Source organism: Actinotalea caeni (genome assembly GCF_009733795.1).
Taxonomy (GTDB): domain Bacteria; phylum Actinomycetota; class Actinomycetes; order Actinomycetales; family Beutenbergiaceae; genus Pseudactinotalea; species Pseudactinotalea caeni.
This window is the reverse complement of sequence record NZ_WNXX01000007.1, coordinates 85,220-110,879: the sequence shown is the minus strand read 5'-3', so window position 1 is coordinate 110,879 and position 25,660 is coordinate 85,220. Positions and strand designations below refer to the sequence as shown.

The 25,660-nt window shown below is 75.1% G+C and carries 23 protein-coding genes; 15 read left to right on the top strand and 8 right to left on the bottom strand.

Annotated features, from left to right (window positions below; all coding sequences use genetic code 11):
- Window positions 1-68 precede the first annotated feature (68 nt).
- The 6 genes from GPA02_RS08370 (at window position 69) to GPA02_RS08345 (ending at window position 7,268) form a co-directional block, all read left to right on the top strand.
- On the top strand, window positions 69-878 hold the full coding sequence (locus GPA02_RS08370) for an IclR family transcriptional regulator (RefSeq protein WP_162457731.1): 810 nt from the start codon (window positions 69-71) through the stop codon (window positions 876-878).
- Window positions 875-2,140: an alanine racemase gene (locus GPA02_RS08365; protein ID WP_156199464.1), complete on the top strand. Its 1,266-nt coding sequence runs from the start codon at window positions 875-877 to the stop codon at window positions 2,138-2,140. Before GPA02_RS08370 ends, GPA02_RS08365 begins: the two co-directional genes overlap by 4 nt.
- A gap of 58 nt (window positions 2,141-2,198) precedes the next feature.
- Complete coding sequence (locus tag GPA02_RS08360) at window positions 2,199-3,299, top strand: PQQ-binding-like beta-propeller repeat protein (protein ID WP_156199463.1); 1,101 nt, start codon at window positions 2,199-2,201, stop codon at window positions 3,297-3,299.
- Entirely contained in the window at window positions 3,296-4,585 is a 1,290-nt protein-coding gene (locus tag GPA02_RS08355) for a PQQ-binding-like beta-propeller repeat protein (RefSeq protein ID WP_162457730.1), read from the top strand. Before GPA02_RS08360 ends, GPA02_RS08355 begins: the two co-directional genes overlap by 4 nt.
- 89 nt (window positions 4,586-4,674) lie before the next feature.
- A complete protein-coding gene (locus GPA02_RS08350; RefSeq protein ID WP_156199461.1) occupies window positions 4,675-5,934 on the top strand; it encodes an outer membrane protein assembly factor BamB family protein in 1,260 nt (419 codons plus the stop codon).
- A gap of 74 nt (window positions 5,935-6,008) precedes the next feature.
- Window positions 6,009-7,268, top strand: coding sequence for an outer membrane protein assembly factor BamB family protein (locus tag GPA02_RS08345; RefSeq protein WP_156199460.1), 1,260 nt, complete (start codon window positions 6,009-6,011; stop codon window positions 7,266-7,268).
- Between the two features lie 6 nt (window positions 7,269-7,274).
- Here the strand turns inward: GPA02_RS08345 and GPA02_RS08340 are convergent, their stop codons facing one another.
- The 6 genes from GPA02_RS08340 to GPA02_RS08315 form a co-directional block, all read right to left on the bottom strand.
- Window positions 7,275-9,449 (bottom strand): FAD-binding protein, encoded by a 2,175-nt coding sequence (locus GPA02_RS08340; RefSeq protein WP_240133951.1) that lies wholly within the window; start codon window positions 9,447-9,449, stop codon window positions 7,275-7,277.
- Between the two features lie 49 nt (window positions 9,450-9,498).
- A complete protein-coding gene (locus GPA02_RS08335; RefSeq protein WP_156199459.1) occupies window positions 9,499-10,281 on the bottom strand; it encodes a 3-ketoacyl-ACP reductase in 783 nt (260 codons plus the stop codon).
- Between the two features lie 107 nt (window positions 10,282-10,388).
- On the bottom strand, window positions 10,389-11,201 hold the full coding sequence (locus tag GPA02_RS08330) for an ABC transporter permease subunit (RefSeq protein ID WP_156199458.1): 813 nt from the start codon (window positions 11,199-11,201) through the stop codon (window positions 10,389-10,391).
- Complete coding sequence (locus tag GPA02_RS08325) at window positions 11,198-12,181, bottom strand: ABC transporter ATP-binding protein (RefSeq protein ID WP_162457729.1); 984 nt, start codon at window positions 12,179-12,181, stop codon at window positions 11,198-11,200. The genes GPA02_RS08330 and GPA02_RS08325 overlap by 4 nt, the downstream gene beginning before the upstream one ends.
- Window positions 12,182-12,218: 37 nt before the next feature.
- Window positions 12,219-13,640 (bottom strand): HAMP domain-containing sensor histidine kinase, encoded by a 1,422-nt coding sequence (locus GPA02_RS08320; protein WP_156199456.1) that lies wholly within the window; start codon window positions 13,638-13,640, stop codon window positions 12,219-12,221.
- The gene (locus GPA02_RS08315; RefSeq protein ID WP_156199455.1) at window positions 13,637-14,293 is read right to left on the bottom strand and encodes a response regulator transcription factor; all 657 of its coding nucleotides are present in this window, start codon (window positions 14,291-14,293) and stop codon (window positions 13,637-13,639) included. The genes GPA02_RS08320 and GPA02_RS08315 overlap by 4 nt, the downstream gene beginning before the upstream one ends.
- Window positions 14,294-14,375: 82 nt before the next feature.
- On the opposite strand from GPA02_RS08315, the gene GPA02_RS08310 reads away from it, so the two are divergent.
- The 3 genes from GPA02_RS08310 to GPA02_RS08300 are packed head-to-tail and all read left to right on the top strand — an operon-like array spanning window position 14,376 to window position 17,459.
- A complete protein-coding gene (locus tag GPA02_RS08310) occupies window positions 14,376-15,557 on the top strand; it encodes a LolA family protein (RefSeq protein ID WP_156199454.1) in 1,182 nt (393 codons plus the stop codon).
- Window positions 15,554-16,543 (top strand): ABC transporter ATP-binding protein, encoded by a 990-nt coding sequence (locus GPA02_RS08305; protein ID WP_156199453.1) that lies wholly within the window; start codon window positions 15,554-15,556, stop codon window positions 16,541-16,543. Before GPA02_RS08310 ends, GPA02_RS08305 begins: the two co-directional genes overlap by 4 nt.
- On the top strand, window positions 16,530-17,459 hold the full coding sequence (locus GPA02_RS08300) for an ABC transporter permease (protein WP_156199452.1): 930 nt from the start codon (window positions 16,530-16,532) through the stop codon (window positions 17,457-17,459). Before GPA02_RS08305 ends, GPA02_RS08300 begins: the two co-directional genes overlap by 14 nt.
- 18 nt (window positions 17,460-17,477) lie before the next feature.
- On the opposite strand, the gene GPA02_RS08295 is transcribed toward GPA02_RS08300, so the two are convergent.
- Window positions 17,478-18,029: a TetR/AcrR family transcriptional regulator gene (locus GPA02_RS08295; protein ID WP_156199451.1), complete on the bottom strand. Its 552-nt coding sequence runs from the start codon at window positions 18,027-18,029 to the stop codon at window positions 17,478-17,480.
- A gap of 80 nt (window positions 18,030-18,109) precedes the next feature.
- Between GPA02_RS08295 and GPA02_RS08290 the strand changes: the two genes are divergently transcribed.
- On the top strand, window positions 18,110-18,559 hold the full coding sequence (locus tag GPA02_RS08290; protein WP_156199450.1) for an anthrone oxygenase family protein: 450 nt from the start codon (window positions 18,110-18,112) through the stop codon (window positions 18,557-18,559).
- Between the two features lie 31 nt (window positions 18,560-18,590).
- Here GPA02_RS08290 and GPA02_RS08285 read toward each other — a convergent pair whose 3' ends face one another.
- Window positions 18,591-19,334, bottom strand: a complete 744-nt coding sequence (locus GPA02_RS08285) for a GntR family transcriptional regulator (protein ID WP_156199449.1) — start codon at window positions 19,332-19,334, stop codon at window positions 18,591-18,593.
- Between the two features lie 158 nt (window positions 19,335-19,492).
- Between GPA02_RS08285 and iolC the strand changes: the two genes are divergently transcribed.
- Genes iolC through GPA02_RS08260 form a run of 5 tightly spaced genes read left to right on the top strand, consistent with a single transcriptional unit; the run spans window position 19,493 to window position 25,659 of the window.
- Entirely contained in the window at window positions 19,493-20,458 is a 966-nt protein-coding gene (gene iolC, locus GPA02_RS08280; RefSeq protein ID WP_156199448.1) for a 5-dehydro-2-deoxygluconokinase, read from the top strand.
- Window positions 20,455-21,324, top strand: coding sequence for a Cgl0159 family (beta/alpha)8-fold protein (locus GPA02_RS08275; RefSeq protein ID WP_156199447.1), 870 nt, complete (start codon window positions 20,455-20,457; stop codon window positions 21,322-21,324). The genes iolC and GPA02_RS08275 overlap by 4 nt, the downstream gene beginning before the upstream one ends.
- Window positions 21,321-22,220, top strand: a complete 900-nt coding sequence (gene iolB, locus GPA02_RS08270; protein WP_156199446.1) for a 5-deoxy-glucuronate isomerase — start codon at window positions 21,321-21,323, stop codon at window positions 22,218-22,220. The genes GPA02_RS08275 and iolB overlap by 4 nt, the downstream gene beginning before the upstream one ends.
- The gene (gene iolD / locus GPA02_RS08265; RefSeq protein ID WP_156199445.1) at window positions 22,217-24,133 is read left to right on the top strand and encodes a 3D-(3,5/4)-trihydroxycyclohexane-1,2-dione acylhydrolase (decyclizing); all 1,917 of its coding nucleotides are present in this window, start codon (window positions 22,217-22,219) and stop codon (window positions 24,131-24,133) included. Before iolB ends, iolD begins: the two co-directional genes overlap by 4 nt.
- A complete protein-coding gene (locus GPA02_RS08260) occupies window positions 24,130-25,659 on the top strand; it encodes a CoA-acylating methylmalonate-semialdehyde dehydrogenase (protein ID WP_156199444.1) in 1,530 nt (509 codons plus the stop codon). Before iolD ends, GPA02_RS08260 begins: the two co-directional genes overlap by 4 nt.
- The last annotated feature ends 1 nt before the right edge of the window (window position 25,660 follow it).

Here is a 25,660-nt window from a genome sequence, read left to right as displayed (position 1 = left end):
GCTCACGTCGAGGAGTCCCCGGTCGAGTCGCACGCCGCACCGCTCTCCCGCAGCGCCGAGGAGCACGCGTGAGCGGTGACCGGGCTCGCGCCGGCTTCCAGGCGGTCGAGCGACTGGTCGCCGTCGTCGACGGCGTCCGGGCGACGCAGCCGGCCTCCCTGGCGCAGGTCGCCCGGGCAGCGGGCCTGACGGAGCCCACCACCCTGCGCTACCTCACGGCGCTGCGTGACCACCGCGTCGTCCGGCGCGACCCCGCGACCGGTCTGTACGGCCTCGGCGTGCGCCTCCAGGAGTGGGGTGCCGCGGCCGCGGGTGCCTACGACCCGGTCGAGGCCGCCGCCCCGCTGCTCGAGGGCCTCGTCGAGGAGCACGGCGAGACCGCCGAGCTGGTCGGCGTCGAGGCTGGTGATCGCCTCGTCGTGCTCGACGCGCGGCAGGGCACGCACGGCATCAGCAGGGCGGTCCGGGTGGGCGACGAGGAGCCGTGGCACACCACGGCGGTCGGCAAGTCGCTGCTCGCGGCGCTGCCGCCCGAGCGCGCCGAGCGGCTGCTGCGCTCCCTCGACCTGTCCGCGCTGACCGAGCGCTCCCTCACCGAGCCGGCAGCCGTGCGACGCGACCTCGAGACGACGCGGCGACGTGGGTTCGCCCTCGACGACGAGGAGAGCGAGCTCGGGCTGCGCTGCGTGGGCGTCGCCGTCCGGGACGGTGCCGGCCACCCCACCTACGCGATCTCGGTCTCCGGCCCCAGCTACCGCGTGACCGAGGACCGCATCGACGGCATCGCCCGCTCGCTGCGGCGCGCCGCCGACGAGCTCGAGAGCGCCTGGGGCCTCTCGCCCTCCACCCACCCGTCCGACCCGGAGCCGCACGCATGAGCCGCACCCCTGACGCCCTCGACCTCTCGGCCTTCGCGGCGCTGCCTCCGGATCCGCTCGGCAAGATCCTCGGCGACGGCTTCGACGGGATCCCGCGCGGGGAGCTCGCGCGCACGACACCACCGGTGGCGGAGCTCGCGACGCCGTACCTCACGATCGACGCCGACGCGGTGGAGCACAACGTCACCGCGCTGCAGCGCTGGTGCGACGAGCGGGGCTACCTGCTGGCGCCGCACGGCAAGACGACGATGGCCCCCCAGCTGTGGTCGCGCCAGCTGGCCGCGGGCGCCTGGGGCATCACGGTGGCGACGCTCGCGCAGATCCGGGTCGCGCTCGCGTGCGGGGTCCGGCGGGTGCTGCTCGCGAACCCCCTGGCGACGCCGGCGGCCGCCGCGCGCGTGCGTGCCCTGCTCGCTGACCGCCCAGGGCACGAGGTGGTGTCGTGGGTCGACGGCGTCGCCGCGGTCGAGGCGCTCGGCGACACCGAGGGCCCCGAGCTCCCCGTGCTGCTCGACGTCGGCCGTCCCGGCGGCCGGACCGGCGTGCGCGACCTCGACGAGGCGCGCGCCGTCGTCGAGAAGGTGCTCGCGACGCCCGGCGTGCGACTCGCCGGGACCGCCGCGTACGAGGGTGCGATCGGCGGGACCCCTGGCCGCGCCGACATCGCCGCGTTCGCCGCCCATGTGCTGGCGGTGCACCGCGACGTCGTGCTGCCCCGCACGGGTGCCACCGCGCTGCTGAGCATCGGCGGCAGCGACCGGCTGGGCGAGGTGGCCGACGGGCTCGCCGGACTGTCCGCCGACGACGGGCGTGTCGTCGTCCGGTCGGGTGTGAGCATCACGCACGACGACGGCCACTACCGCCACGAGCAGGAGACCGCGCCCGGCCCGGTGCCGCGGTTCCGTGCGGCGCTGCGTCTGGTCGCCACGGTGATCTCCGTGCACGACGGCGGCACGGCGCTGCTCGACTGCGGGCGTCGTGACGTCGGCCAGGACGCGGGCCTGCCGACCCCGTTCGAGCTGTGGCGCGGTGACGATGTCGTCGGCACAGCCACCGCGGACGCAGCGGTGGTCCGGATGAACGACCAGCACGGCTTCCTCGCCGCCGGGTCGTTCGCCGCAGTTCCCGAGGTCGGCGACCGTGTGGTCCTCGGCATCTCGCACCCGTGCACCACGTTCGACAAGTGGCGCGACATCGTCGAGGTGGCCGGCCCGCTCGCACCCGGGTCGGTCGCCGTCGGGCTCGTACGCACGTGCTTCTGACCGCTCCGCCTCCTCCCGAGCCCCTGTCGCGCGCGGCGTCGCGGGCGCAGAATGGAGCATGGTCGAGGTCGACGAGTTCGATCTCACGACGGCGTCGGTCGAGCCCCGTGGGTCGGCGACGCACGCGCCGCGACCGTCGCACGACGCCTGGACCTGGGTGGGCGTCGGGATCTCGCTCGTGCTCGTCGCGCTGCTCGCGACGCCTCGACCGCTCCCGCCGCTGAGCACCGGGGTGCTGCAGGGCGACCTGCGCCGGCCGCCCGAGGAGGTCTGGTCGGTGGCGCTGCCGGCCTCCCTCGCCGACGACGTCGCCAGGTGGCAGGGCGGCCCGGCGTTCACCGGGACGCTGCGGGTGAGCACGGGCGAGCCCCGGGTGGTCGTCGCCGCCGGGCTGGTCGGCGTGGCGGGCCTCGACGCCGCGACCGGTGCGCTGCTGTGGGAGCACGAGATCAGCGGCACGTTCTGCGAGGTCACGACCGCGGTCACCTGTGTGCACGCGGTGGGCAAGTGGCGTGCGTCGGTGTCGCTGGTCGACGTCGTCACCGGTGAGCGCACCGTGCTCGAGGTGCCCGGGGCAGGTCACGCGGTCGCCGTCGACCGGCCGGGCGGCGAGGAGCTGGTCGCGGCCGCCGGCACCGCGGCCGTCCTGGGCGCCGACGGGTCGGGCACCTGGGTGACCGTCCTCGACGCCCGTGGCGGCGAGCGGTGGCGCACGCTGCTGCCCGGCCGGCTCGGCACCGACACGCTGCTGAGCGCGGGCGACTCGCTCTACCTCGGAGGCACCGCGCCGGCCGTCCTCGACGTCGGCACGGGCGCGGTCGTCGCGCGGCCGGCCCGCGTGCAGCCGGGCGCGGAGGGCGCCGTCGAGGTCGTCGACGGCGAGGGTGCCGCGACGGTCGTGCTGCCGGACGGCGAACGGCTGCGCCCGGGCGAGGACGTCGCCGCCGTGCGTGTGACGCACGCCGAGGGCGGGCGGCTGCCGGGCGCGCCCTGGCCGCTGGTGCTCGGCGACGACGGCCACGGGACCGGTACCGCGGCGGTGGACGTCGCCACCGGCGAGGTGCTCTGGACCGTCCCGGCGACGATGTCGGCGAGCACCGTCGTCGACGGCGACCTCGTCGGGGTGACCGACGGCCGGCTCGTGCGGTGGAGCTGGTGAGGAACCCGCCGCACGGCGGCAGGACGACCGCCAGGACCGCCGTCGAGGAGTTCGACGTCGCGGACCCGTCGCCCGACGCGACGGAGCCGTCCTTTCGTGGCCGTCGAGCGCGCCGCCCGACGGGCTGGGTGGCGCTCGCGGTCGCGCTCGTGCTCGTGGGCGCCGTCGTCGCGCCGCCCGGTGGCGTCTCGCTGGGCGCGGTCCCACGGGACAAGGTCGGGGTGCTCGCGCTGGACCTCGCGGCACCGCCGGTCGAGCGGTGGCGCGTCGACCTCGACCGGCAGGGCGGCTCCCGGCAGGTCGTGCTGCTGGGCTCCACGCTCGTGACGGTCGGTGACGGCGTCCAGGGCCTCGACCCCACGACCGGTGCGACCCGGTGGCGGCTCGAGACCGGCCCCGGACCGTGCACGGTGCAGCAGGCGGTGGTGTGCGTCGACCAGCCGGGTGCGGACACCGCGGAGGTCGCGCGCGTCGGGCCCGACGGCGCGACGACACGGACGCAGGTCCCCGGCGCGGTGCAGGCCGCGGCGGTCGAGGACGACGTCGTCGTGCTGGCCGTCGACGACGACGGCGTCGTGGCGCGTCGCGTGGCACCCGACGGCGGCACCGTCTGGACCACGGCGCTCGCCGTCGGGGCTGCCGACCGGGAGGACTGGGTGTGGGCTTCGATGGCCGTGCTCGGCGACGTCCTCCACCTCGCCGCCGGCGAGTCCGTCGCGCTCGACCTCCGGGACGGCACCGAGGTGGCCACCGACGTGCTCTGGACGCTCGTGACCGGGGCGGGCCGGGTCGTCGTCTCCCAGGGTGAGGACGGCGTCCTCGACGCCAGCCTGGTCGACGCCGACGGCGTCACGCGCGTCGAGCATCTGGCGGCCCTGGTGGACGACGACCCCACGAGCGTGCTCGGCGTCAGGCACGGGGACGGCGTCAGCGTCACGAGCGACGGCACCGTGCTGTGGCAGGAGCCGTCCCGCAGCGCCGTCGCCCGCCTCGCCGGCGTGCTGGTGCTCGCCGAGCAGGCGGGCGCGGTACCCCGGCTCGTCGGGCACGACCCCGAGACGGGCCGCGCCCTGTGGGACGTGCGGGCTCCCGCGACACCGGTGGTCGCCGGCGGCAGCACGCTCGTCGTCCAGGACTGGGTCGACGGCGCGCTGCACGGCATCGACGTCCTCACCGGTGAGGAGCTGTGGGTGCACGGCTCGCGGGTGTCGGTCGACTCCGTCGCCGTGCTGCCGGACGGGATCGTGCTCTACGACGACGCGGGCCTCGTCCGGCTGTCCTGGTAACGCACCACCCACCCTCGGCGGGGGCAGCCCCGGATCTGCGGCGGCCGGCGGTGCTGGCCGCGCGCGACGTGACCGGGTAGGAAGGAGGCATGGTCGACGTCGACGAGTTCGAGCTCGCGCCCGACCGCGACCTTGCTCCCACCCCGCCCCCGGGCTCGCGACGCCGCGCCCACGCCTGGCCGTGGGTGACGACCGCAGCCGCGCTCGTCCTCGTCGGTTCCGTCTGTGCGGAGCCGGTGCTGCTGACGGGGCCGCCCGGGCTGGTGGTCGGCGTGTCCGACGTGCCGGCCGCGGCCGAGCCCGCGATGGTCTGGACCACCGAGCTCGACTCCCCGGCACCGATGGGGCTGATCGGCTCGACCGTCGTCGTCGGGCTGGCCACCGCGACCTCGCCGAGCTCCCAGCACGTGCTCGGGCTCGACCTCGAGACCGGCGCCGAGCGCTGGCGGCACCCGGACCCCCACCAGCGGTGCCACCCGACCACGGTGGTGACCTGTGTCGTCGACCCGGGGAGCCCCGACGCCCAGGTCGTGACGATCGACGCGGCGACCGGCGAGGTCACCGAGAGAGCGCACCCCGGCGCCGTCGGCGCGGTCGCCACGGACGACGGCCTCGTCGTGGTCGAGACGACCGGGTCCGTCCCCGAGGACGTCGTGCTCGTCGAGCCCGACGGCGCCGAGCGCTGGCGCGTGCAGGCCGACGCCGCCGACGAGTCGGACCCGCCGTGGGCACCGCTGTCCCTCGGCGAGGGCACCGTGCGGCTCGGGTTCGAAGGTGTCGGGCTCGACCTGAGCAGCGGCGAGGCCAGGGACGCGTCCTCCTCGGTCATCGGTGGCGCCATGGTCGAGATGGTCGACGACCGCGTCGTCATCCATGTCGACGGCCGGTCCGCGACGCTGGAGCCGGACGAGCTCCCGCTGATGATCGACGACTCCGTCGGGGCCGGAGCGGCGCTGGTCCAGCGCCCCGACGGCGGTCTCTCGGCGCAGGTGCGCGGCACCGGCGAGCAGCTGTGGCAGCTGGACGGCAGCTGCTTCCCGCAGGTGCGCCTGCGCGGGCGGGTCGTCGTCGGTTGCTGGTCGCCCGACGGCGCCGAGACGGTCGGCATCGACGAGGTCAGCGGCGACGCCGTGTGGCGAGTCGACTCCGTCTACTGGGTGGTCGCCGCGACAGGGGACACACTGGTGGTCGTCGACGACGCGTCGGGTGTGCTCGGCGTCGACCCGACGAGCGGCGACGTCCGATGGGCCGTCGAGACGCAGGGCCCCGCCTTCACGGCGACGCTCGACGACGCCGGCGGGCTGCTCGTCAGCGACGAGTCGGGTCTGACCCGGCTCGTGTGGGACTGATCCGAGCCCGTCCGTCGTCGGCCCTCAGCGGCCGACCCTGGCCGCTCGCCGGCGTGACCGGGTAGGAAGGACGCATGGTCGACGTCGACGAGTTCGAGCTCGCGGCCGACCGCGGGACGGCCCGGCGGCGACGGCGGCGTGGTCGTGCCCGCGCGCTGCCGTGGGTCGCGGCTGCGACGGGGCTCGTGCTGATCGGCGCGGCCACCGCCGAGCCCGTGCCGGAGCTGGCGTCCGACGGGCCCGAGATCATGCTCGGGGTGGTCGGCACCTCGCTCGCCGCGGCGCCTCGCCCCGCGTGGGTCGTGGACCTCGCCTACGCCGTGCCGCGAGGTCACGAGGGCACGTCGCTCGTCGTCACCCTGGAGGGCGAGCCCGCCCGATACGTCACCGGGCTGGACCTCGCCTCCGGCGCCGAACGATGGCGCTTCGCGGACCCGGACCGCACCTGCCACGGGGTCTCGCCCGTCGTCTGCGTCGAGGCCCCGGGCGAGGACGACGCCCAGGTGGTGACGATCGACCCGAGCACGGGTGACGTCGAGCGACGCGAGCACCCGGCCGCGGTCGCAGCGACCGCCGCCGGCGCCGACCTGGTGGTGGTCGAGCGGCACGGGCCCGGTCTCGACGACGTCGTGCGGCTCGCCGCCGACGGCGGCGAGCGCTGGCGCGTCCAGGCCAGCGCCGCCGACGACTCGGAGCCGCCTCTCGCCTCCGTCGCGGTCGTCGACGACCGGGTCCTGATCCCGCTCTCGGGCACCCGCCTGGACCTCGCGACGGGTGAGCCGGTCGGCACGGGGTCGCTCGTCGTCGGCGAGCAGATGTGGGCCGAGCTCGTCGAGGGCCGGATGGTCGTGCACGTCGGCGAGGGGTCCGCGACGCTCGCGCAGGACGAGGTGCTGCTCTCGATCGACGACTCGCTGGGCGCAGGCCTGGTGCTGGGCCAGCACCCCGACGGCGGCGCCGTCGCCCGGCTCCGCTCGACCGGTGAGGAGGTGTGGCGCCGCGAGGGCTGCTCGCCGGACGTGCGTCTGCAGCACCGGGTGGTCCTCGCCTGCTGGCCGCCGGACGGGGACGGCGTCGGCCTGGTCGCCGTCGAGGAGGCGACCGGTGCGGAGGTCTGGCACCTGGAGGGCACGTACCGTCCGGTCACCGCCTCGCGCGACACGCTCGTGCTCGCCGGCTACGGCGGCGAGGGCGTCCTCGCGGTCGACCCGCGCACGGGCGACGTGCGCTGGCGCGTCCCGAGCGAGACCGGTGTCTTCGTCGTGGTCGCCGACGGCGCGGGTGGGCTGGTGGTCAGCGACGGCACCTCGACGACGCGGCTGGTCTGGGACTGAACGCCCTCAGCGCACGTTCCCGTGCTCGCGGAACTCGCGCCACACGTTCTCGAAGAAGTCGTCGTCGGCGGGGATCGGCCGCACCGGCCGCCAGCGGAACAGCGGCAGCCCGGCCGGGTCGCCCTGGTCGCGCTCGACCGGCGCGTGCCACTCCTCGCCCGGCAGGTCGCCGTCGGTGACGTAGGCCGCCTCCTGCACCTCGCCGTCGAGCGCGCCGCCGTCGAGCCGGAACCGGAACAGCTCCGGCAGGTCGAGCGGCTCCTGCGCGCGGTCGCCGTAGCCGACCCGCGGCAGCTCGCCGTCGGGGTCGGTGTAGAGCACCGAGCCGCGCGAGCGGCCGCCGTGCTCGACGTAGTCCTTCATCGCGCTCAGGTAGACGTAGGCGGTGACGAGGATGTCGCGCACGAGGAAGGTGCGGTTGATCGAACGGCGCGAGGAGGCGTCGGCGCTCACGAGGTCGTCGTAGCGCGAGAGCCAGTCGTGGACCTGCGCCAGCGCCTCGTCGATCGAGGCGGCGCTGCGCACCGGCCCGGCCTTGGCGCTCATGAGCACCTGCACCTCGCGCAGCAGCTCGCCGGTGTTGTCCGGGGTGCCCGACGCCGCCCGCTCGGTCGCCCGCGCGACCAGCCCGACGGCGTCGCTCACCACCGGCTCCGCCGCGGCCGCGAACGCGGCCTCGTCGATCGGGTCCTCGGTGCGGACCGCCGAGACGTAGCGCGCCGCCCGGGTCGCGCCGACCTGACCGGAGTTGAGCGCGGCACCACCGGGCCGGTAGACGCCGTGCGCACCGCCGGCCTCGCCCACCGGGAAGAACCCGGGCACGTTCGACTGCCACCACGCGTCGACGAGCAGCCCGCCGTTGTTGTGCTGGGCGCACACGTCGACCTCGAGCATCTCCTTCTCGAGGTCCACGTAGGGGTTCTTGCCCAGGTAGAACTGGTAGGCGGGCTCGTTCATGCGGCGCAGCCGCTCGATGGGGGTGCCGAACAGCACGCCGGCCCGCTCCAGGTACTCGTACGCCTCCGGGGCGAGCGCGCTCGGGTCGAACGTCTCCTGCACCGGGTTGGAGCGGAAGTCGAGGAACACCCGGCGCCCGCGCAGCACGGTCTCGCGGTACACGAGCAGGTCGATGAGGCTCGAGCCGTCGCGCGCCTTCCGGATGTCGAAGGGCCACTGGTAACCCTTGAGGAACACCAGCGTCATGAGGCGGCCGTAGTCCTCGATGACCTCGGTGAGGAACTCGCGCTCGTCGTTGCCGTCGGCGTCGGTGGAGACGAACCGCGGGATCACCTGCATGTAGGTGCCCGAGACGTTCCAGCGCGGCTTGATCGAGGCGAGCCCGAACTGCCACTCGGTGAGGTTCTTGCCGTGCACGCCCGCGCGGTACGCCGCGCCGCTCGCACCCCACTGGCCGTTGGGGAACACCCGGGTCGCGTAGATGCCGGCGGGGCCACCGGTCGCGTAGACGACGTTGGTGCACCGGAACAGCAGGTACGGGCTGCGGCCGGAGCCGGGCTTGACGTCGGTGCGGAACACCAGCAGGCCGGCGATCTGGCCGTCCGCGCCCCGGATGAGGTCGACCACACGGCACTCGTCGTACACAGGAGTTCCGTTGCGCGCGACCTTCTTCTCGAGCTGGGCGACCATCGAGCGCGACGTGTAGGGGCCGACCGACGTCGCCCGGCGGCGCGGGTCGTGGTCGGTCTTGTACCCGATGAACTCGCCGTAGCGGTTCTGCGGGAACGGGACGCCGAGGTCGCACAGCCGCAGGAAGCCGCGCGCGGACAGCGCGGCCTCGGCGAGCGCGTTGTCGCCGTCCATCGCGCCACCGGAGAACAGCGTCTGCGCCATCTCGTGGACCGAGTCGCCGTCGCCGCCCGACAGCGTGAGCTTGTAGTAGGTCTGCTTGTCGCTGCCCGCGTTGCGCGAGGAGCCGGCGTTGATCTTGTCGGCGACCATGACGACGTCGGTCTGGCCGAACTCCCAGAGCCGGTCCGCGGCGCAGTAGCCGGCGGACCCGGTGCCGACGACGACCGTGTTCGCCACCACGACCGGGATGTCGTGGCCGGCGAGCCGCACGGTGGGCGCGGCGTCGGGGTCGCCGAGCACGACGGTGTCGGCGGACTCCAGGTGGGCGGGCTCCAGCCCGGGGTTGGTGTCGTGGTCGAGCGGCGTGGTCACGGTGGCGGGTCTCCCTCGGTGCGGTCGCGGGTGGCGGGCGCGGCCGGCGCTAGAGCGTCGGGATCTGCATGCCGCCGCCGACGGTGATGACGTCGCCGGTCGAGTAGGGCATCCGCTTCGCGGCGAGCTGGACGACGGCGCCCGCGACGTCGGCCGGGGTGCCCCACCGCGCGATCGGGGCGAGCCCGTTGGCGAACTGCTCGTCGTACCTCGCCTGCACACCGGCCGTCATGTCGGTCGCGATGACGCCGGGGCGGACCTCGTAGACGAGGATGCCCTCGGGCGCGAGCCGCACCGCCCACAGCTGCGTCGCCATCCCGACGCCGGCCTTGGAGATGCAGTACTCGCCGCGGTTGGTGCTCACGGTCGTCGCCGAGACCGACGAGACGTTGAGGATCGTGCCGACGGGCTCCGCGGGAAGACCGTCGACCGGGCCGCGCAGCTCGATCATCGCGTTCGCGACCCGCTGGGTGAGGAAGTACGGGCCGCGCAGGTTGATGCCGAGCACGCGGTCGAAGCTCTCCGGCTCGGCCTCCAGGATGTCGGCGCGCACGCTCGGTGCGACCCCGGCGTTGTTGACCAGCAGGTCGATCCGGCCCCACCGCTGCAGCGCGGCGTCGACGTAGCGCGCGTGGTCGTCGAGCTCGGCGACCGAGCCGCGGACGTAGATGACGTCGCCCTGCTCGCGCAGCCGCGCGATCAGCTCGGTCGGCTCCTCGCGGGTGGCGAGGATCGCGACGGCGTACCCCTCGGCGAGCAACGCCTCGGTGATGCCGAGACCGATGCCTCGGTTGCCCCCGGTGACGAGCGCGACGGGTTGCTGGCTGGGCACGATGGAGCTCCTGGGACGACGGACGGGACCGCCCTCAGTCTGCCCCAGCGCGCCCGGAACGGCAAGCGCTTTCCGCGTCGATGCTCGCGCGACGTGCGCCCCCGGCCTCAGAGCTGCGTGAGCACCCGTTCGCGCTGGAACCGGCCGACCGCGAACCGGAACAGCACGACGTCGAGGACGACGATGACGCCGGCGGCGACCAGCGCGACCGGCACGTCGAGGAGCGCGACCCCGGCCGCCTGGCCGACGACGAGGCCGACCACGGGGAGCACGACCAGCACCGCGACGCCCTGCGCACCCTGGACGGTCGTGGCGCGACCGGAGACCGCGACGACCAGGCTGGTGCCGAGGAACGCGATCGCGGGCACCACCAGGAGCATGATCACGGCCCACGTCCAGGTCGGGAAGTACAGCCGACCGAGCAGCGGCCAGCCGAGCACGTTGACGAGCACGGTGTAGACCAGGAACGACAGCCACGTGATCGCGACCGCCGGCAGGACGGAGCCGAGGATCTTCGCGAGCACGAGCTCGCGGTCGGTCAGCGGGGTGTACAGCAGCCCCTCGATCGTGCGCCGCTCCTTCTCTCCCACCACGCTGGAGCTCGCGGTGACCGACGCGACCATCACCGGGATGAGCAGGAAGAACGGCGCCAGCAGGAACACGACGACGACGTAGACGAGCTGCTGCACCTCGTCGAGCCCCTCCGGCAGCAGCCCGGCCGGGATGACGTCGAGCAGCGGGCGCACGTCGTCGGCGCTCTCGACGAACCCCGGCTGCCGGGCGAGCAGCAGCACCACGGTGGGGAGCACGACGACGAACACCGCCGGCACCACGAGCAGCGCGGCGAGCGACTGCGGGCTGCGCACGACCTCCAGCCAGTCCTTGCGCATCACCGTGCGCACCCGGTCGCGGTCGATCATCGCGCCACCTCCGTCGTGTCCTCGCGCGCCTGGCCGGCGTCGATCGTGGCGAAGTACAGGTCCTGCACGGTCCGCTGCGTCGGCACCACGGCGGCGACGTCGACGCCCGCACGCACCAGGGCGGCGACGACCGCGCTCGGCTGCCCACCCGCCGGCAGCGTCAGCCGCAGCCGGCCGCCCGTCCGCTCGGGCGTCGTGCCGGTCTCGCCGGCGACGACCGCGGCCGCCCGCTCGCCCTCGGAGACGACGTCGATCGTCAGCTCCGGCTGCGGCCACCGCTGCGCGATCAGCGCCGCCACCGGCCCGCTGACGGCCATGCGACCGCCGGCGATGATGCCGACGTCGTCGCACAGGGTCTCCAGCCCGTAGAGCTGATGGGTGCAGATGACCACGGTGGTGCCGGAGGTGCGCATCATCTCGCGCACGTGGTCGAGGAGCTCGACGGCGGCCTCCGGGTCCAGCCCTGCGGTCGGCTCGTCGAGGTAGAGCAGCGCGGGGTCGTGGAGGATCGCGCGACCCACCGAGAGCTTCTGCCGCATGCCCTTGCTGAGCTCGCCGACCAGCGAGCGGGTCCGGTCGGTCAGCCGCAGCAGGTCGAGGACGTCGTCGATGCGCCGGTCCAGCGCCGCGCCGCGCAGGCCGTACAGCCGGCCCCACGTGCGCAGGTTCTCGGCCACCGAGAGCGACTCGTAGAGGTTGGTGTCGGTCTGCACGCCGACGCGGGCCCGCAGCCGGTCCGCCGACGCCGGCGTCAGCGGCTCCCCGAACAGCGTCACGCTGCCGGAGGTCGGCGGCAGCAGCCCGTTGAGGAGGCGGACGGTGGTCGTCTTCCCGGCGCCGTTCGGGCCGAGCAGCCCGAAGGCGTGGCCGGCCGTGATCGCGAGGTCGAGGTCGGCGACGGCGACGCGGTCGCCGAAGCGCCTGGTCAGCCCTGAGGCGCTGACGACGGGGTCCGTCGAGCGCGCGGGTGCGGTGGTCACGCGCGTCAATGTAGGGCCTGCACGCACCCGGTCGACGTCACGGCACGGGCAGCTCCAGCCGGGCCGACAGCCCGCCCAGCGAGGAGTCGTGCAGGGTCACGTCGCCGCCCTGCTCGCGGGCGAGCTCCCGGGCGATCGCCAGCCCCAGCCCGGAGCCGCCGGCGTCGCGCTCGCGTGCCTCCTCCAGACGCACGAACCGGGCGAACACCCGCTCCCGCTCGGCCTCGGGGACGCCGTGGCCGTCGTCCTCGACGGCGACCTCGCCCGGTGCGACGGTCACCCGCACCCGGGTGCGGGCGTGCCGCCGGGCGTTGGCGACCAGGTTGCGCAGCACGCGCTCGACGGCGGCCGCGTCGCCGGTCGCGCCACCCTCGCCGACGACCTCGACGGCGACCGCTCGGGCCGGCGCCTCCGCCGTCTCGGCGGCGACGCGCGCGGCGACGGCGGCGAGGTCGAGCGGCTCCGCCCGCAGCGGCCGGCTGCCGACGCGTGCGAGCAGCAGCAGGTCCTCCACGAGCGCGGAGATGCGGGCGACGTCGGCGCCGAGGTCGGCGACCAGCTCGGTGCGCGGGTAGACCTCGGGGTGCCGCGCGGCGACCTCGAGCGCCGTGCGCAGCGACGCCAGCGGCGAGCGCAGCTCGTGCGCGGCGTCCGCGACGAACGCCTGCTGCCGCTGCGCCGCGGCCCGCGCGCTGCTGGCGGCGGCCCGCTCGGCCGACGCGGCGGCGTCCAGCCGGTCCAGCATCGTGTTGAGCGTGGTCGCGAGCGCCGCCAGCTCGCCGGTCGCGGGCACCGGCAGCGAGCCGGGCCCGCCGGAGTCGGCGACCTCCTCGGCCGCCGCGCGCAGGTCCTCGACGGGTCGCAGCGCGCGACCGAGGACGAGCCAGACGGCGAGCCCGAGCCCCAGCACGAGCACCGGCACCACGCCCGCGAGCAACCACCCGAGCGTGCGGGCGGTGGCGTGCACGTCGCCGAGCGAGGTGGCGGCGACGACCAGCAGCCCCCGGTCGCCCGCGACGTCGGCCAGCCGCGCCGGCACCTCGGCGGCGGGCACCGTCAGCATCGCCACCCGCGCCTGCCCCGCGTACGGGCTCGCCGCGGTGACGACCAGCGGGCGGGTGCCGTCGGCGGCCTCGCCACGCGCCGCCACCTCGGGCGTGACGACCGGCAGCGTCTGCGAGGCGGTGCCGGACGTCGCCACCACCCGCCCGGCGGGGTCGAGGATCTGCACGACCTCCCCTGGCGCGACGACCGGGAGGCTGTCGGGCAGCCGGTCGGTGCGCACGAGGTCGGCGACGGTGACCGCGCGCGAGACGACCGCCTCGTCGAGGGCGTCGACGCGCTGCGCGGTGACGACCTGCACGAGCAGCACCCCGCCGGCCGCGAGCGCCACCGCGAGCGCGCCGGCCGTCAGCAGCGTCAGCCGGCGGCGCAGCGTCCGCCGCCGCGGCGCGGTCACGACGGCTGGGCGGCGAGGCGGTACCCGGCGCCGCGGACGGTGACGATGAGGTCGCGCCCGAGCTTGCGGCGCAGGTAGCCGACGTACTGCTCGACGACGTTGACGTCGTCGCCGTCCCAGACGTGGTCGAGCAGCTCGAGCTTGCCGACCACCCGGTCGGGGTGCCGCATGAGGTACTCGAGCAGGGCGAACTCCCGCGTGGTCAGCTCGATCGGCTCGCCGCCGCGGGTCACCTCGTGGGTCGCCGGGTCGAGCGTGACCGGGCCGACGGTCACCGCCGCCGGGCGCGGCGCGGCCGGGCGTCGCGTGAGGGCCCGCAGCCGCGCCAGCAGCACCACGAACGAGAACGGCTTCGTGAGGTAGTCGTCGGCACCGACGTCGAGCCCGTCGGCGACGTCGTGGTCGCCGTCCTTCGCCGAGAGCAGCAGCACCGGCGTCCACACCCCGTCGCGACGCAGCTGCGTGACGACGTCGTAGCCGTTGCGGCCCGGCAGCATGATGTCGAGGACGATCGCGTCGTACTCGCCGAACCGCGCCATCTCCAGCCCGCTGACGCCGTCGTGGGCGAGGTCGACGGCGAACCCCTCGGCCTGCAGCCCGCGCGCGACCGACCGCGCGAGCGTGCGCTCGTCGTCGACCACGAGGATCCGCATGGGTCCAGCATCGCGCACGCCCGCCGCGCGCGGGCGGACGCTCTCAGCGGCCTCTCAGGGACGCCGTCGGATACTCGAGGGCATGAACCGCACGCTCCTGCGCTGGACCGTCCCGGCAGCCGCCGCGGTCGCGGTCGTGGCAGCCGCCACGATCCCGACCCTCGCCTCCGCGGACTCCCCCGAGCTCCCCGACCGCACGCCCGAGGAGCTGGCCGCCGCCGTCGTCGAGGCGGAGCCGGTGCCGATGTCCGGCTCCGCGGTCTACACCGCGCGGCTGGGGCTGCCGGAGATCCCCGCCCAGATGACCGGTGGCGCCGACCCGCTCAACCTGCTGTCGGGCTCGAGCACGATCCGGATGTGGACCGACGCCGAGGGTCGCTCGCGCGTCTCGCTGCTCGGCACCACCTCGGAGTACTCGGTGGTGACCGACGGCCCGGAGGCCTGGACCTACGCGTCCTCCAGCCACCAGGTCGTGCACCTGACGCTCGGGCCGGACGCCCAGGAGCACCTCGCCGACGCCGAGGCCGAGCACGCCGCGGCCGAGGCCGCCGGCACGCTGCCGACGCCGCAGGACCTCGCCCAGCAGCTGCTCGAGCGCGCCGAGGAGCACGCCGACGTCACCGTCGGTGACGCGGTGGTCGTCGCCGGGCGGGCCGCCTACCAGGTCGTCGTGACGCCGACCGACGACGGCACCCTCGTCGACCGCGTGGTCGTGGCCGTCGACGGCGAGACCCTCGTGCCGCTGTCGGTGCAGGTGTGGAGCACCGAGGCCACCAACGCCCCGGCGCTCGAGCTCGCCTACACCGACGTGAGCTTCTCCGCGCCGAGCGACGCCGCGCTCACGTTCTCGACGCCGTCGGGCGCCGAGGTGACCGAGAAGGTCGTCGAGCTCGGCGACCTCGACGCCGCGCCCGAGCACACCGGCGACGTCCCCGACGGCGTGACCGTCAGCGGCGAGGGCTTCGCCACCGTCGTCGAGCGCTCCGGGGGCGACCTGGAGGCGCTGCTGACCGGTGACCCCGCGGCCGTGGCCGACGAGCTCGACCACCCGCTCGGGGGCGGGCCCGGTGAGGAGCTGTTCGGCGACATGGGCGGCGGCACCGAGCTCGACCGCGCCGCGCTCTACGAGCAGCTGACGACCCCGGTCGACGGCGGCCGGCTGCTCTCCTCGACGCTGCTGTCGGTCCTCGTCACCGACGACGGCCGCATCCTCGTCGGGGCGGTGCCCGGCGAGACGCTGCTCGAGGCTGCCGGCCTCGCGTGACCCCGACCGCGACTCGGCCCGACGGCGCCCTCGACGGGGGCGCCGTCGGCGCGCCGGTGGTGCGCAGCGAGGGCCTGACGAAGCGGTTCCGCAACGGCCAGGTCGCCGTCGACGGCATCGACCTGGAGGTGCCCCGCGGCGCCGTGTACGGCTTCCTCGGCCCCAACGGCTCCGGCAAGACGACGACGATCCGGATGCTGCTCGGGCTGGTGCAGGCCACCGCCGGGCGTGCCTGGCTGCTCGGTGAGCCGATGCCCGACGGCGGGGCCCGGGTGCTGCCACGCGTCGGTGCCCTCGTCGAGGGGCCGGCGTTCCAGCCGTACCTGTCGGGCCGTGCGAACCTCGAGCGGCTCGACGCCGTCGACGCCAGCGCGCCGCGCCGCACCTCGGCCCGCCGGATCGGCGACGCGCTGGAGCGGGTCGGGCTCGCGGCGGCCGCGCGCAAGCCCTACCGGCAGTACTCGCTCGGCATGAAGCAGCGGCTCGGCCTCGCCGCCGCGCTGCTGCGCCCGCGCGAGCTGCTCGTGCTCGACGAGCCCACCAACGGTCTCGACCCGCAGGGCACCCGCGAGGTGCGGCACCTCGTGCGCGAGCTCGCGGGCGAGGGCGCGACGATCCTCGTGTCCTCGCACCTGCTGTCGGAGATCGACCAGGTGTGCACGCACGTCGGCGTCATGCGCCAGGGTCGGCTGCTCGTGCAGGGCCCGCGCGACGCGCTGGGCACGGCCGACGCCGCCCAGGTCGTCGTGACGACCGAGCCGGGCTCGCTCGCGCAGGCCCGCGAGACGTTCGCTCGTCTCGGGCTCGAGGAGACCGCCGTCGACGGCGAGGTGGTGGCGGCGCGGCTGGGCGCGGTGGCGCTCGCCGACGTCGCGCCCGCGCTCGTCGCCGCCGGGGTGCCGGTGCTGGGTCTGGAGATCCGCCGTCCGACGCTGGAGGACCTCTTCGTGGAGCTGACCGGGCAGGGTTTCGATGTCTCGGGGTGAGGCGCTGGAGACCGGGCCGGCCACGGTCGCACCGGCCGCGGCTGCGACGACCCCCGCGGCCGCGGCGCGGGAGGACGCCGAGGTGCGCGCGACCCGCGGCGCCTTCGGCCGGCTGCTGCGCAGCGAGCTGCGGCTCGTGCTCGGCCGCCGCCGCACGCAGCTGCTCGTGCTGCTGCTCGCGCTGGTGCCGGTGCTGGTCGGCACGATCGTGCGCGCCACGGTCGACAGCGCCTTCAGCGGCCAGGGCCCGGGGTTCATCGAGCGGGTGAGCGGCAACGGGCTGTTCCTGGTCGTCACCGCGCTGTTCCTGTGCCTGCCGCTGCTGCTGCCGCTCGGCGTGAGCATCGCCGCCGCCGACGCCGTCGCGGGCGAGGCGTCGGCCGGCACGCTGCGCTACCTGCTGGTCGTGCCCGTGGGCCGCGGCCGGCTGCTCGCGGCCAAGGCGATCGCGGCGCTGACGCTCGTCGTCGTCGCGATCGCGCTGGTGACGGCGGCCGCGCTCGTGACCGGGTGGGTGTACTTCGGCTACGGCGACCTCGATCTGCTCTCGGGCCAGAGCGTCAGCGCGGCTGCCGGGTTCGCCCGGATGCTGGGCGTGGCCGGCTACGTGGCGCTGTCGCTGACCGGTCTGCTCGCCGTCGGGCTGTTCTTCTCGACGCTGACCGAGGTGCCGATCGGCGTCATCGCGGCGACCGTCGTCGTCTCGATCCTGTCCAACGTGCTGGACTCGCTGCCGCAGGTGGAGGCGATCCACCCGTTCCTGCTGTCGCACCACTGGTTCGACTTCGCCGAGTTCCTCCGCGCCGAGGTGTCGTGGTCGCTGCTCGGCCAGGGGCTGCTCGTGCAGCTGGCCTGGGTCGCCGTCTTCGGCTCGCTCGCGTGGGCGCGGTTCACGACGGCGGACATCACCTCCTGAGCGAGCGGGCCCGCCCGGTCAGCCGAAGCGGGCCGCCAGCTCGGCCACGCGGGCGTCGCGGTGCTCGGCCCGCATGCGGCCGGCGCGCTCCAGCTCGCTCATGCCGTGCAGCGCGGCCCAGAACACCTCGGTCGTCGTCTCCCCGTCGTCGCCGAGCACGGCGGCGAGGGTCTCGAACCCCTCGCGCAGCACCTGGGGCGTGTCCGCGCTGGCGAAGCGGGCGCCGATCACCTGCTCGAACATCGCCTCGTAGACCGCCGGGTGCTCGCGCGCGAAGTCGAGGTAGGCCCGTGCGGCGGTCTCGATCGCGGGGCGGCCGCGCCTGCCCGCCACCGCAGCCCGGCACCGCCGCGTCAGCTCCGCGAAGCCCTCGAGCGCGACCGCGAGCATGATCTCGGCCTTGCCGCCCGGGAAGTGCCGGTAGAGCACGGGCTGGGTGTAGCCGATGGCGGTGGCGAGGTGGCGCGTCGTCACGGCGCCCCAGCCCTCGGCGTCCGCTCGCTCGCGCGCGAGCTCGAGGATCCGCCGACGGCGCTCGTCGTCCCGCCTGCGTCCAGCCTCGTCCGTCACGACCCCTCCTCGACCATCGTCGGTCGCAGCCTTAGGTTAGCACTGCTAACCTCGCTAGCGCCGCTAACCCAAAGGATCCCATGACCGTCGCCCTCGCAGCGCTCACCGTCACCGTCGTCGGCCTCATGGTCGGCGTCGAGCTCGCGGTCGCCGCCGTGCTCAACCCGATCATCCACGGGCTCGCCGTCGGGCCGTCGCTCGAGGCCGGCGCCCACGGCGCACGCATGCTCGGGCGGCTCATGCCCGTCTGGTACATCACCTCGCTCGCGCTGACGGCGGGCCTCGCGGCGGCCACGGGCGGCGCCGGCGGCGCGCTGTCGCTCACGGCCGCTGCGCTGCTGGCCGTGAGCGTGGTGCTGTCGGTCGCGGTGCTGGTCCCGATCAACAACCGCACCTCGACCTGGACGGCCGACTCCCACCCCGACGACTGGCGCGAGCAGCGCCGCCGCTGGGACGGCTTCCACCTCGCGCGGGTGGCGCTGATCGTCGGGGCGTTCGCGCTCGTGGCCACGACGGCGGCGCTGCTGTAGACGCGGTGCCGCGCCGGGACCGGGCGCGCCCTCAGCGCGCGAACATCGTCGTCTCGAAGGCGTACACCGAGGCGCGGTAGACGTGGTGGCCGGACTCGATGGCGCGACCGGCGTCGTCGAAGGCCACGCGGACGGCGGTGAGCACCGCGCTGCGCGCCCCCTCGCCGAGCGCACGCGCCTCGGCCGCGGTCGCGACACGGGCGCCGATCCGCTGCCGCGCCACCGCGGGCTGCGTGCCGCGTGCGCGCAGGCACTCGTACAGCCCGGTGCGCTCCAGGTCCTCGGCCGGCGGCGCGAGGTGCTCGGGCAGGTAGTTGGTGAGCAGCGCGATCGGCTCGCCGTCGGCGGTCCGCAGCCGCCGGACCATGACCACGGGCGCACCGGGCTCGACCTCGAGCTCCGCGGCGACCTCGGCGGACGCCTCGACGGGCTGCCACTCCAGCAGCTCGGTCGCGGGCCGGCGGCCGGCGCCCGCGAGGTCGTCGTAGAGGCTTGTCAGCCCGACGGACCGGTGGATCTGCGCCGGCGCGACCTGGGTGCCGACACCACGGCGGCGCACCAGCAGGCCCCGGTCGACGAGCGACTTCAGCGCCTGCCGCGCCGTGGGGCGCGAGATCCCGAGACGGGCCGCGAGCGCGATCTCGTTCTCGAGACTCGTGCCGGGCGCGAGCTGGCCGTCCGCGATCGCGGCCTCGATGGCCGAGGCGAGCTGGTGGTACAGCGGCACCGGGCTCGAGCGGTCCAGGTCCAGCCGCAGCGGCGTCGACTCCGTCACCACTCCCCCTCTCCGTCGGTGGATGGTGGACACACTACTGCGGACGATCGTTTGAAAGAATGTCCTGACAAAGACTTGCGGATCGTCGCCGGAGCGGGCAGGCTCGGTACCGAGCGCGTCACCGACCGACCGCACGAGCACCACCAGGGGGACCTTCCATGACCCAGGACGAGCCCGGCTTCGACGTCCTCACGATGGGGCGCAGCGGCGTCGACCTGTACCCGCTGCAGATCGGTGTCGGCCTGGAGGATGTCACGTCCTTCGGCAAGTTCCTCGGGGGCAGCCCCACCAACGTGGCGGTCGCGGCCGCCCGGCACGGGCGCAGCGCGGCGGTCGTCACCGGCGTCGGCGACGACCCGTTCGGCATCTACGTGCGCCGCCAGATGCGCGACCTCGGCGTCGACGACCGGTTCGTCGTCGTCGACCCCCACCTGCACACCCCGATCACCTTCTGCGAGATCCACCCGCCGGACGACTTCCCGCTGTGGTTCTACCGCGAGCCGAGCGCACCCGACCTGCAGATCACCGCCGAGCACCTGCGCGCCCACGCCGACGCCGTCACCTCCGCGCGGCTGCTGTGGACGACCGTCACCGGGCTCTCGGTCGAGCCCAGCCGCGCCGCGCACCACGCCGCGCTGGAGATCCGCGGCCGTCGCACGCACACCGTGCTCGACCTCGACTACCGGCCGACGCTGTGGGCCGACGAGGCGACCGCGAGCGCCGCCGTCCGGGACGTGCTCGGCCACGTGACCGTCGCGGTCGGCAACCGCGAGGAGTGCGCGATGGCGGTCGGCGAGACCGAACCCGACCGCGCCGCGGCCGCGCTGCTGGAGGCCGGCGTCGAGCTCGCGATCGTCAAGATGGGGCCGCGCGGCGTGCTCGCCCGCACCGCGGACGAGGAGGTCGTCGTCGAGGCGAGCCGGGTCGAGGTCGTCAACGGCCTCGGCGCCGGGGACGGCTTCGGGGGCGCGCTGTGCCACGGCCTGCTCAGCAGCTGGGACCTGCACCGCACGATCGCGTTCGCGAGCGCGGCCGGTGCGATCGTCGCCTCCCGTCTGGAGTGCTCGACCGCGATGCCGACGACGGCGGAGGTCGAGGACCTGCTCGCAGGGGCCTCGGCATGACGGCGACCACCGGCGCCGACATCACCGCGGTGCGCCGCGAGCGGCCAGGCCTGCTCGCCGAGCGGCTGCGCGAGCGCCCGCGCTTCCCCGGTGCACCCGCGGGCGAGAAGCTGCTGGTCATCGCGGCCGACCACCCCGCGCGCGGCTCGCTCGCCGTCGCGGACGACCCGCGCGCGATGGCCGACCGCGCGGACCTCCTCGAGCGCATCGCCGTCGCGCTGTCGCGGCCCGGTGTGCACGGCTTCCTCGGCACCGCCGACCTCGTCGAGGAGCTGGCGCTGCTCGGTGCGCTCGACCACAAGCTCGTGCTGGGCTCGATGAACCGCGGCGGGCTGGCCGGCACGGCGTTCGAGCTCGACGACCGGTTCACCGGCTACGACGCCCGCGGCATCGCCGAGTCGGGTCTCGACGGCGGCAAGATGCTGCTGCGGATCGACCCCGACGACCCCGCGAGCGTCGCGACCATGGAGGCGTGCGCGCGCGCCGTCGACGAGCTCGCCGAGCGCGGGCTGGTCGCGCTCGTCGAGCCGTTCTGGAGCACCCGGGTCGACGGGCGGGTCCGCAACGACCTCTCCCCCGACGCCGTCATCCGGTCGGTCACGATCGCCTCGGGCCTCGGGCGCAGCTCCGCCTACACCTGGCTGAAGCTGCCCGCGGTGCCGGAGATGGACCGCGTGCTGGCCGCCACCACGCTGCCGGTGCTGCTGCTGGGCGGCGAGGTCGGGCCGGACCCGGCCGAGGCCCAGCCCTGGCGCGCCGCGGCCTCGCTGCCCGCGGTGACCGGTCTCGCGGTCGGTCGCGCGCTGCTGTACCCGCCGGACGGCGACGTCGCCGCCGCCGTCGACCAGGCGGTGGGGCTGCTGTGACCGAGCACGTGGTGCGCGCCGGCTCGACCGGTCGGCCCGGCGTCGTCACCGACGTCACGCCCGAGACCGCCGGCTGGGCCTGGTCCGGCCTGCTCGTGCAGGACCTCGACGCCGGTGCCCGGCTGCGGTTCGACCTCACCGCGGACGAGGGCGGGCTGCTGCCGCTGCGCGGCGACGTGAGCCTGGCGGCGACCACCTCGACCGGCGAGCGGACCACGGTCGACCTCGCCGGCCGCGCCGAGATCTGGCACGGCCCCGTCGACTTCGCCTACCTGCCGCTGGGCAGCACGGTCGAGGTCGTCGCGGGCGGCACCGGCGCCCGGGTGGCGCTGACGCGCGCCCGGGCCGAGCGGACGCTGCCGCTGCAGGTGCTGCGGTCCGAGGAGGTGCCGACGCTGCTGCGCGGCGCGGGCGCATGCTCCCGCCAGGTCCACAACTACACGATCGACTCCGGCGTCGAGGTCGAGCGGATGCTGGTGTGCGAGGTCTACACGCCGGGCGGCAACACCTCCGGCTACCCGCCGCACAAGCACGACACCCACAGCGACGTCGAGCGCGAGCTCGAGGAGATCTACTACTTCGAGGTGGCCGACACGCCGGGCGGCCCCGGCATGGCCTACCACCGCAACTACGGCACGCCCGAGCGGCCCATCGACGTCGCCGCCGAGGTCCGCACCGGCGACGTCGCGCTCGTCCCGCACGGCTACCACGGCCCCTCGATGACGCTGCCCGGCGTCGACCTGTACTACCTCAACGTCATGGCCGGCCCCGCCACCGACGGCGTCTGGCTGATGACCGACGACCCGGCGTGGGCGTGGCTGCGCGAGAGCTGGGAGCACCAGCAGGTCGACCCGCGGCTGCCGTACACGCGACCGACGACGGAGGAGGACGCATGAGCACCCAGGAGACGGTCCGGCTCACGACCGGGCAGGCGCTGGTCCGGTTCCTCGCGCACCAGTGGACCGAGCGCGACGGCGTGCGCGAGCAGATGTTCGCCGGGTGCTTCGGGATCTTCGGGCACGGCAACGTCGCCGGTCTCGGGCAGGGCCTGCTGCAGGCCTACACCGAGGCCCGCGAGGCGGGCGTGCCCGCCGGCGAGCGCGGCCCCGACGAGCTCCCGTACTACCTCGCCCGCAACGAGCAGGGCATGGTGCACGCCGCGGTCGGCTACGCGCGCGCCGCCAACCGCACCCGGATGATGGCGTGCGCGGCCTCGATCGGCCCCGGCTCGACCAACATGCTCACCGGCGCCGCGCTGGCGACCATCGACCACGTCCCGGTGCTGCTGCTGCCCTCGGACGTCTTCGCCAACCGCGTGCCGGACCCGGTGCTGCAGCAGCTCGAGCTGCCCACCGGCCCCGACATCACCGTCAACGACGCGTTCCGGCCGCTGTCGCGCTACTTCGACCGGATCTGGCGGCCCGAGCAGCTGCTCGCCAGCGCCCCGCAGGCGATGCGCGTCCTCGCCGACCCCGCCGAGACCGGCGCGGTGACGCTCGCGCTCCCGCAGGACGTGCAGGCCGAGGCCTTCGACTGGCCGGTCGAGTTCTTCCGCGACCGGGTCTGGCACATCGGCCGCCCGGTCCCCCAGCCCGACGCGCTGGCGCGCGCCGTCGAGGCGATCAGGCACGCCCGCCGGCCCCTGCTCGTCGCCGGCGGCGGCGCGATCTACTCCGGCGCGAGCGAGGCCCTCACGGCGTTCGCCGACGCCACCGGCATCCCCGTCGCCGACACCCAGGCCGGCAAGGGCGCGATCCGCTGGGACCACCCGGCGGCGGTCGGCGGGCTCGGCGCGACCGGCGCCGGCAGCGCCAACGCGCTCGCCGCGCAGGCCGACGTCGTCATCGGTGTCGGCACCCGCTGGACCGACTTCACGACCGCGAGCCGCACGGTGTTCGGGCCCGACGCGACCTTCGTCAACATCAACGTCGCGGGCTTCGACGCCGCCAAGCACGGCGCCGAGATGGTCGTCGCCGACGCCCGGGAGGCGCTCACCGCGCTGACCGCGGCGCTCGCGGGGTACGCCGTCGAGCAGGGCTACGCGGCCGAGGTGACCCGGCTGCGCGAGGAGGCCCAGCGCACGGTCGACGCCTGCTACGGCGTCGAGCACGGGCCGCTGCCCGCGCAGACCGCGGTGCTCGGCGTCCTCAACGAGGCCGTGACCGCCGACGACGTGCTGATCAACGCCGCCGGCTCCGCGCCCGGCGACCTGCAGCAGCTGTTCCGCGCCTCCGCACCGGGCCAGTACCACCTCGAGTACGGCTACTCCTGCATGGGGTACGAGATCCCCGCCGCGATGGGCGTCAAGCTCGCGCGCCCCGACGCCGAGGTGTACGCGCTCGTCGGCGACGGCGGCTACCAGATGGCCCCGCAGGAGCTCGCGACCCTGGTGTCGGAAGGCATCAAGGTGATCGTCGTGCTCGTGCAGAACCACGGGTTCGCCTCGATCGGGTCGCTGTCGGAGTCGCACGGCTCCGAGCGGTTCGGCACCGCCTACCGCACCCGCAACCCCGAGACCGGCCTGCTCGACGGCGGCCCGGACCCGGTCGACCTCGCCGCCAACGCCGCGAGCCTCGGCGCCGACGTCCTCACCCCCGGCGGTCTGGACGAGCTGCGCACGGCGCTGCGGAAGGCGCGCGAGAACGACCGCACGACCGTCGTCGTCGTCGAGACCGACCTCACCGGGCCGAACCCGCCCGGCACCGCCTGGTGGGACGTCCCCGTCAGCGAGGTCTCCACGCTCCCCGCCACCCAGCGCGCTCGTGCCGACTACGAGCGCGACCGCACGAACCAGAGGTACTACCTGTGACCACCACCGCCCCCAGCCCGACGACCGAGACCTACCTGGTCGGTCACTGGGTCGACGGCGCCCAGATCGAGGCCGAGCCCGCGCGTACCGCGCCCGTCTTCAACCCCGCGACCGGCGCCCAGGTCGGCCGTGTCGCGCTGGCCGGTGCCGAGGAGGTCGACGCCGCCGTGCGCTCGGCCGTCGCCGCGCAGCGGGTGTGGGGCGGGCTGTCGCTGGCCAAGCGCGCGGCGGTGCTGTTCCGGTTCCGCGAGCTGCTCGCCGCGCACACCGACGAGCTGGCGAGGGTCATCAGCCGCGAGCACGGCAAGGTGCTCTCCGACGCGCGCGGCGAGGTGGCGCGCGGCCTGGAGGTCGTCGAGCACGCGTGCGGGCTGCCGCAGCTGCTCAAGGGCGAGCTGAGCGACGAGGCCGCCACCGGCATCGAGGTGTTCACGCTGCGCGAGCCGCTGGGCGTCGTCGCCGGCGTCACGCCGTTCAACTTCCCCGCGATGGTGCCGCTATGGATGTCCCCGGTCGCGATCGCGACCGGCAACGCCTTCGTCCTCAAGCCGTCCGAGCGCGACCCGTCCGCCGCCAACGTGCTCGCCCGCCTCTGGCAGGAGGCCGGGCTGCCCGACGGCGTGTTCACGGTCGTGCACGGCGACAAGGACACCGTGACGGCGCTGATCGAGCACCCGGACGTCGCCGCGGTCTCGTTCGTGGGCTCGACGCCGATCGCGCGCCAGGTGCACGCGGCCGCGAGCGCGGCCGGCAAGCGCGTGCAGGCGCTGGGCGGGGCGAAGAACCACGGCGTCGTGCTCGCCGACGCCGACCTCTCCGACGCCGCCGACCACCTGACCGCCGCCGCGTACGGGTCTGCCGGCGAGCGCTGCATGGCGCTGTCGGTCGCCGTCGTCGCCGAGGAGGTCGCCGACGAGCTGGTCGCGCTGCTCGCCGAGCGGGCGCGCGCGGTGCGCGTCGCCCCGGGCGACCACCCCGACGCCGACATGGGCCCGGTCATCACGGCCGCCGCCAAGGAGCGCATCGAGGGCCTCATCGGCTCCGCCGAGCGCGAGGGCGCCTCGCTCGTCGTCGACGGCCGCGGCCTGGTCGTCGAGGGCCACGAGGAGGGCTTCTTCGTCGGCCCGACGCTCATCGACCACGTCGCGACCGACCACGAGGTGTACCGCGAGGAGGTCTTCGGGCCGGTCCTCGACGTCGTCCGCGTCGCCGACCTCGACGAGGCGATCGACGTCGTCAACGCCAACCCCTACGGCAACGGCACCGCGATCTTCACCTCCTCGGGCGCCGCGGCGCGCGAGTTCCGGCGTCGCGTGCAGGTCGGCATGGTCGGCGTCAACGTGCCGATCCCGGTGCCGGTCGCGTGGCACAGCTTCGGCGGCTGGAAGGACTCGATGTTCGGCGACAGCCCGATCTACGGACCCGAGGGCGTCCGCTTCTGCACGCGTGCGAAGGTGACGACGCAGCGCTGGCCCGCTCGGAAGGTGGCCGCGTCGTTCCACTTCTCCGGCGACGGCGAGAAGTAGG

Excerpts from the sequence above, each read along its gene's own strand:
- GPA02_RS08365 (WP_156199464.1), top strand. The coding sequence starts at position 875 with ATGAGCCGCACCCCTGACGCCCTCGACCTCTCGGCCTTCGCGGCGCTG.
- GPA02_RS08360 (WP_156199463.1), top strand. The coding sequence starts at position 2,199 with ATGGTCGAGGTCGACGAGTTCGATCTCACGACGGCGTCGGTCGAGCCC.
- GPA02_RS08350 (WP_156199461.1), top strand. The coding sequence starts at position 4,675 with ATGGTCGACGTCGACGAGTTCGAGCTCGCGCCCGACCGCGACCTTGCT.
- GPA02_RS08345 (WP_156199460.1), top strand. The coding sequence starts at position 6,009 with ATGGTCGACGTCGACGAGTTCGAGCTCGCGGCCGACCGCGGGACGGCC.
- GPA02_RS08330 (WP_156199458.1), bottom strand. The coding sequence starts at position 11,201 with ATGATCGACCGCGACCGGGTGCGCACGGTGATGCGCAAGGACTGGCTG.
- GPA02_RS08315 (WP_156199455.1), bottom strand. The coding sequence starts at position 14,293 with ATGCGGATCCTCGTGGTCGACGACGAGCGCACGCTCGCGCGGTCGGTC.
- GPA02_RS08310 (WP_156199454.1), top strand. The coding sequence starts at position 14,376 with ATGAACCGCACGCTCCTGCGCTGGACCGTCCCGGCAGCCGCCGCGGTC.
- GPA02_RS08300 (WP_156199452.1), top strand. The coding sequence starts at position 16,530 with ATGTCTCGGGGTGAGGCGCTGGAGACCGGGCCGGCCACGGTCGCACCG.
- GPA02_RS08290 (WP_156199450.1), top strand. The coding sequence starts at position 18,110 with ATGACCGTCGCCCTCGCAGCGCTCACCGTCACCGTCGTCGGCCTCATG.
- iolC (WP_156199448.1), top strand. The coding sequence starts at position 19,493 with ATGACCCAGGACGAGCCCGGCTTCGACGTCCTCACGATGGGGCGCAGC.
- GPA02_RS08275 (WP_156199447.1), top strand. The coding sequence starts at position 20,455 with ATGACGGCGACCACCGGCGCCGACATCACCGCGGTGCGCCGCGAGCGG.
- iolD (WP_156199445.1), top strand. The coding sequence starts at position 22,217 with ATGAGCACCCAGGAGACGGTCCGGCTCACGACCGGGCAGGCGCTGGTC.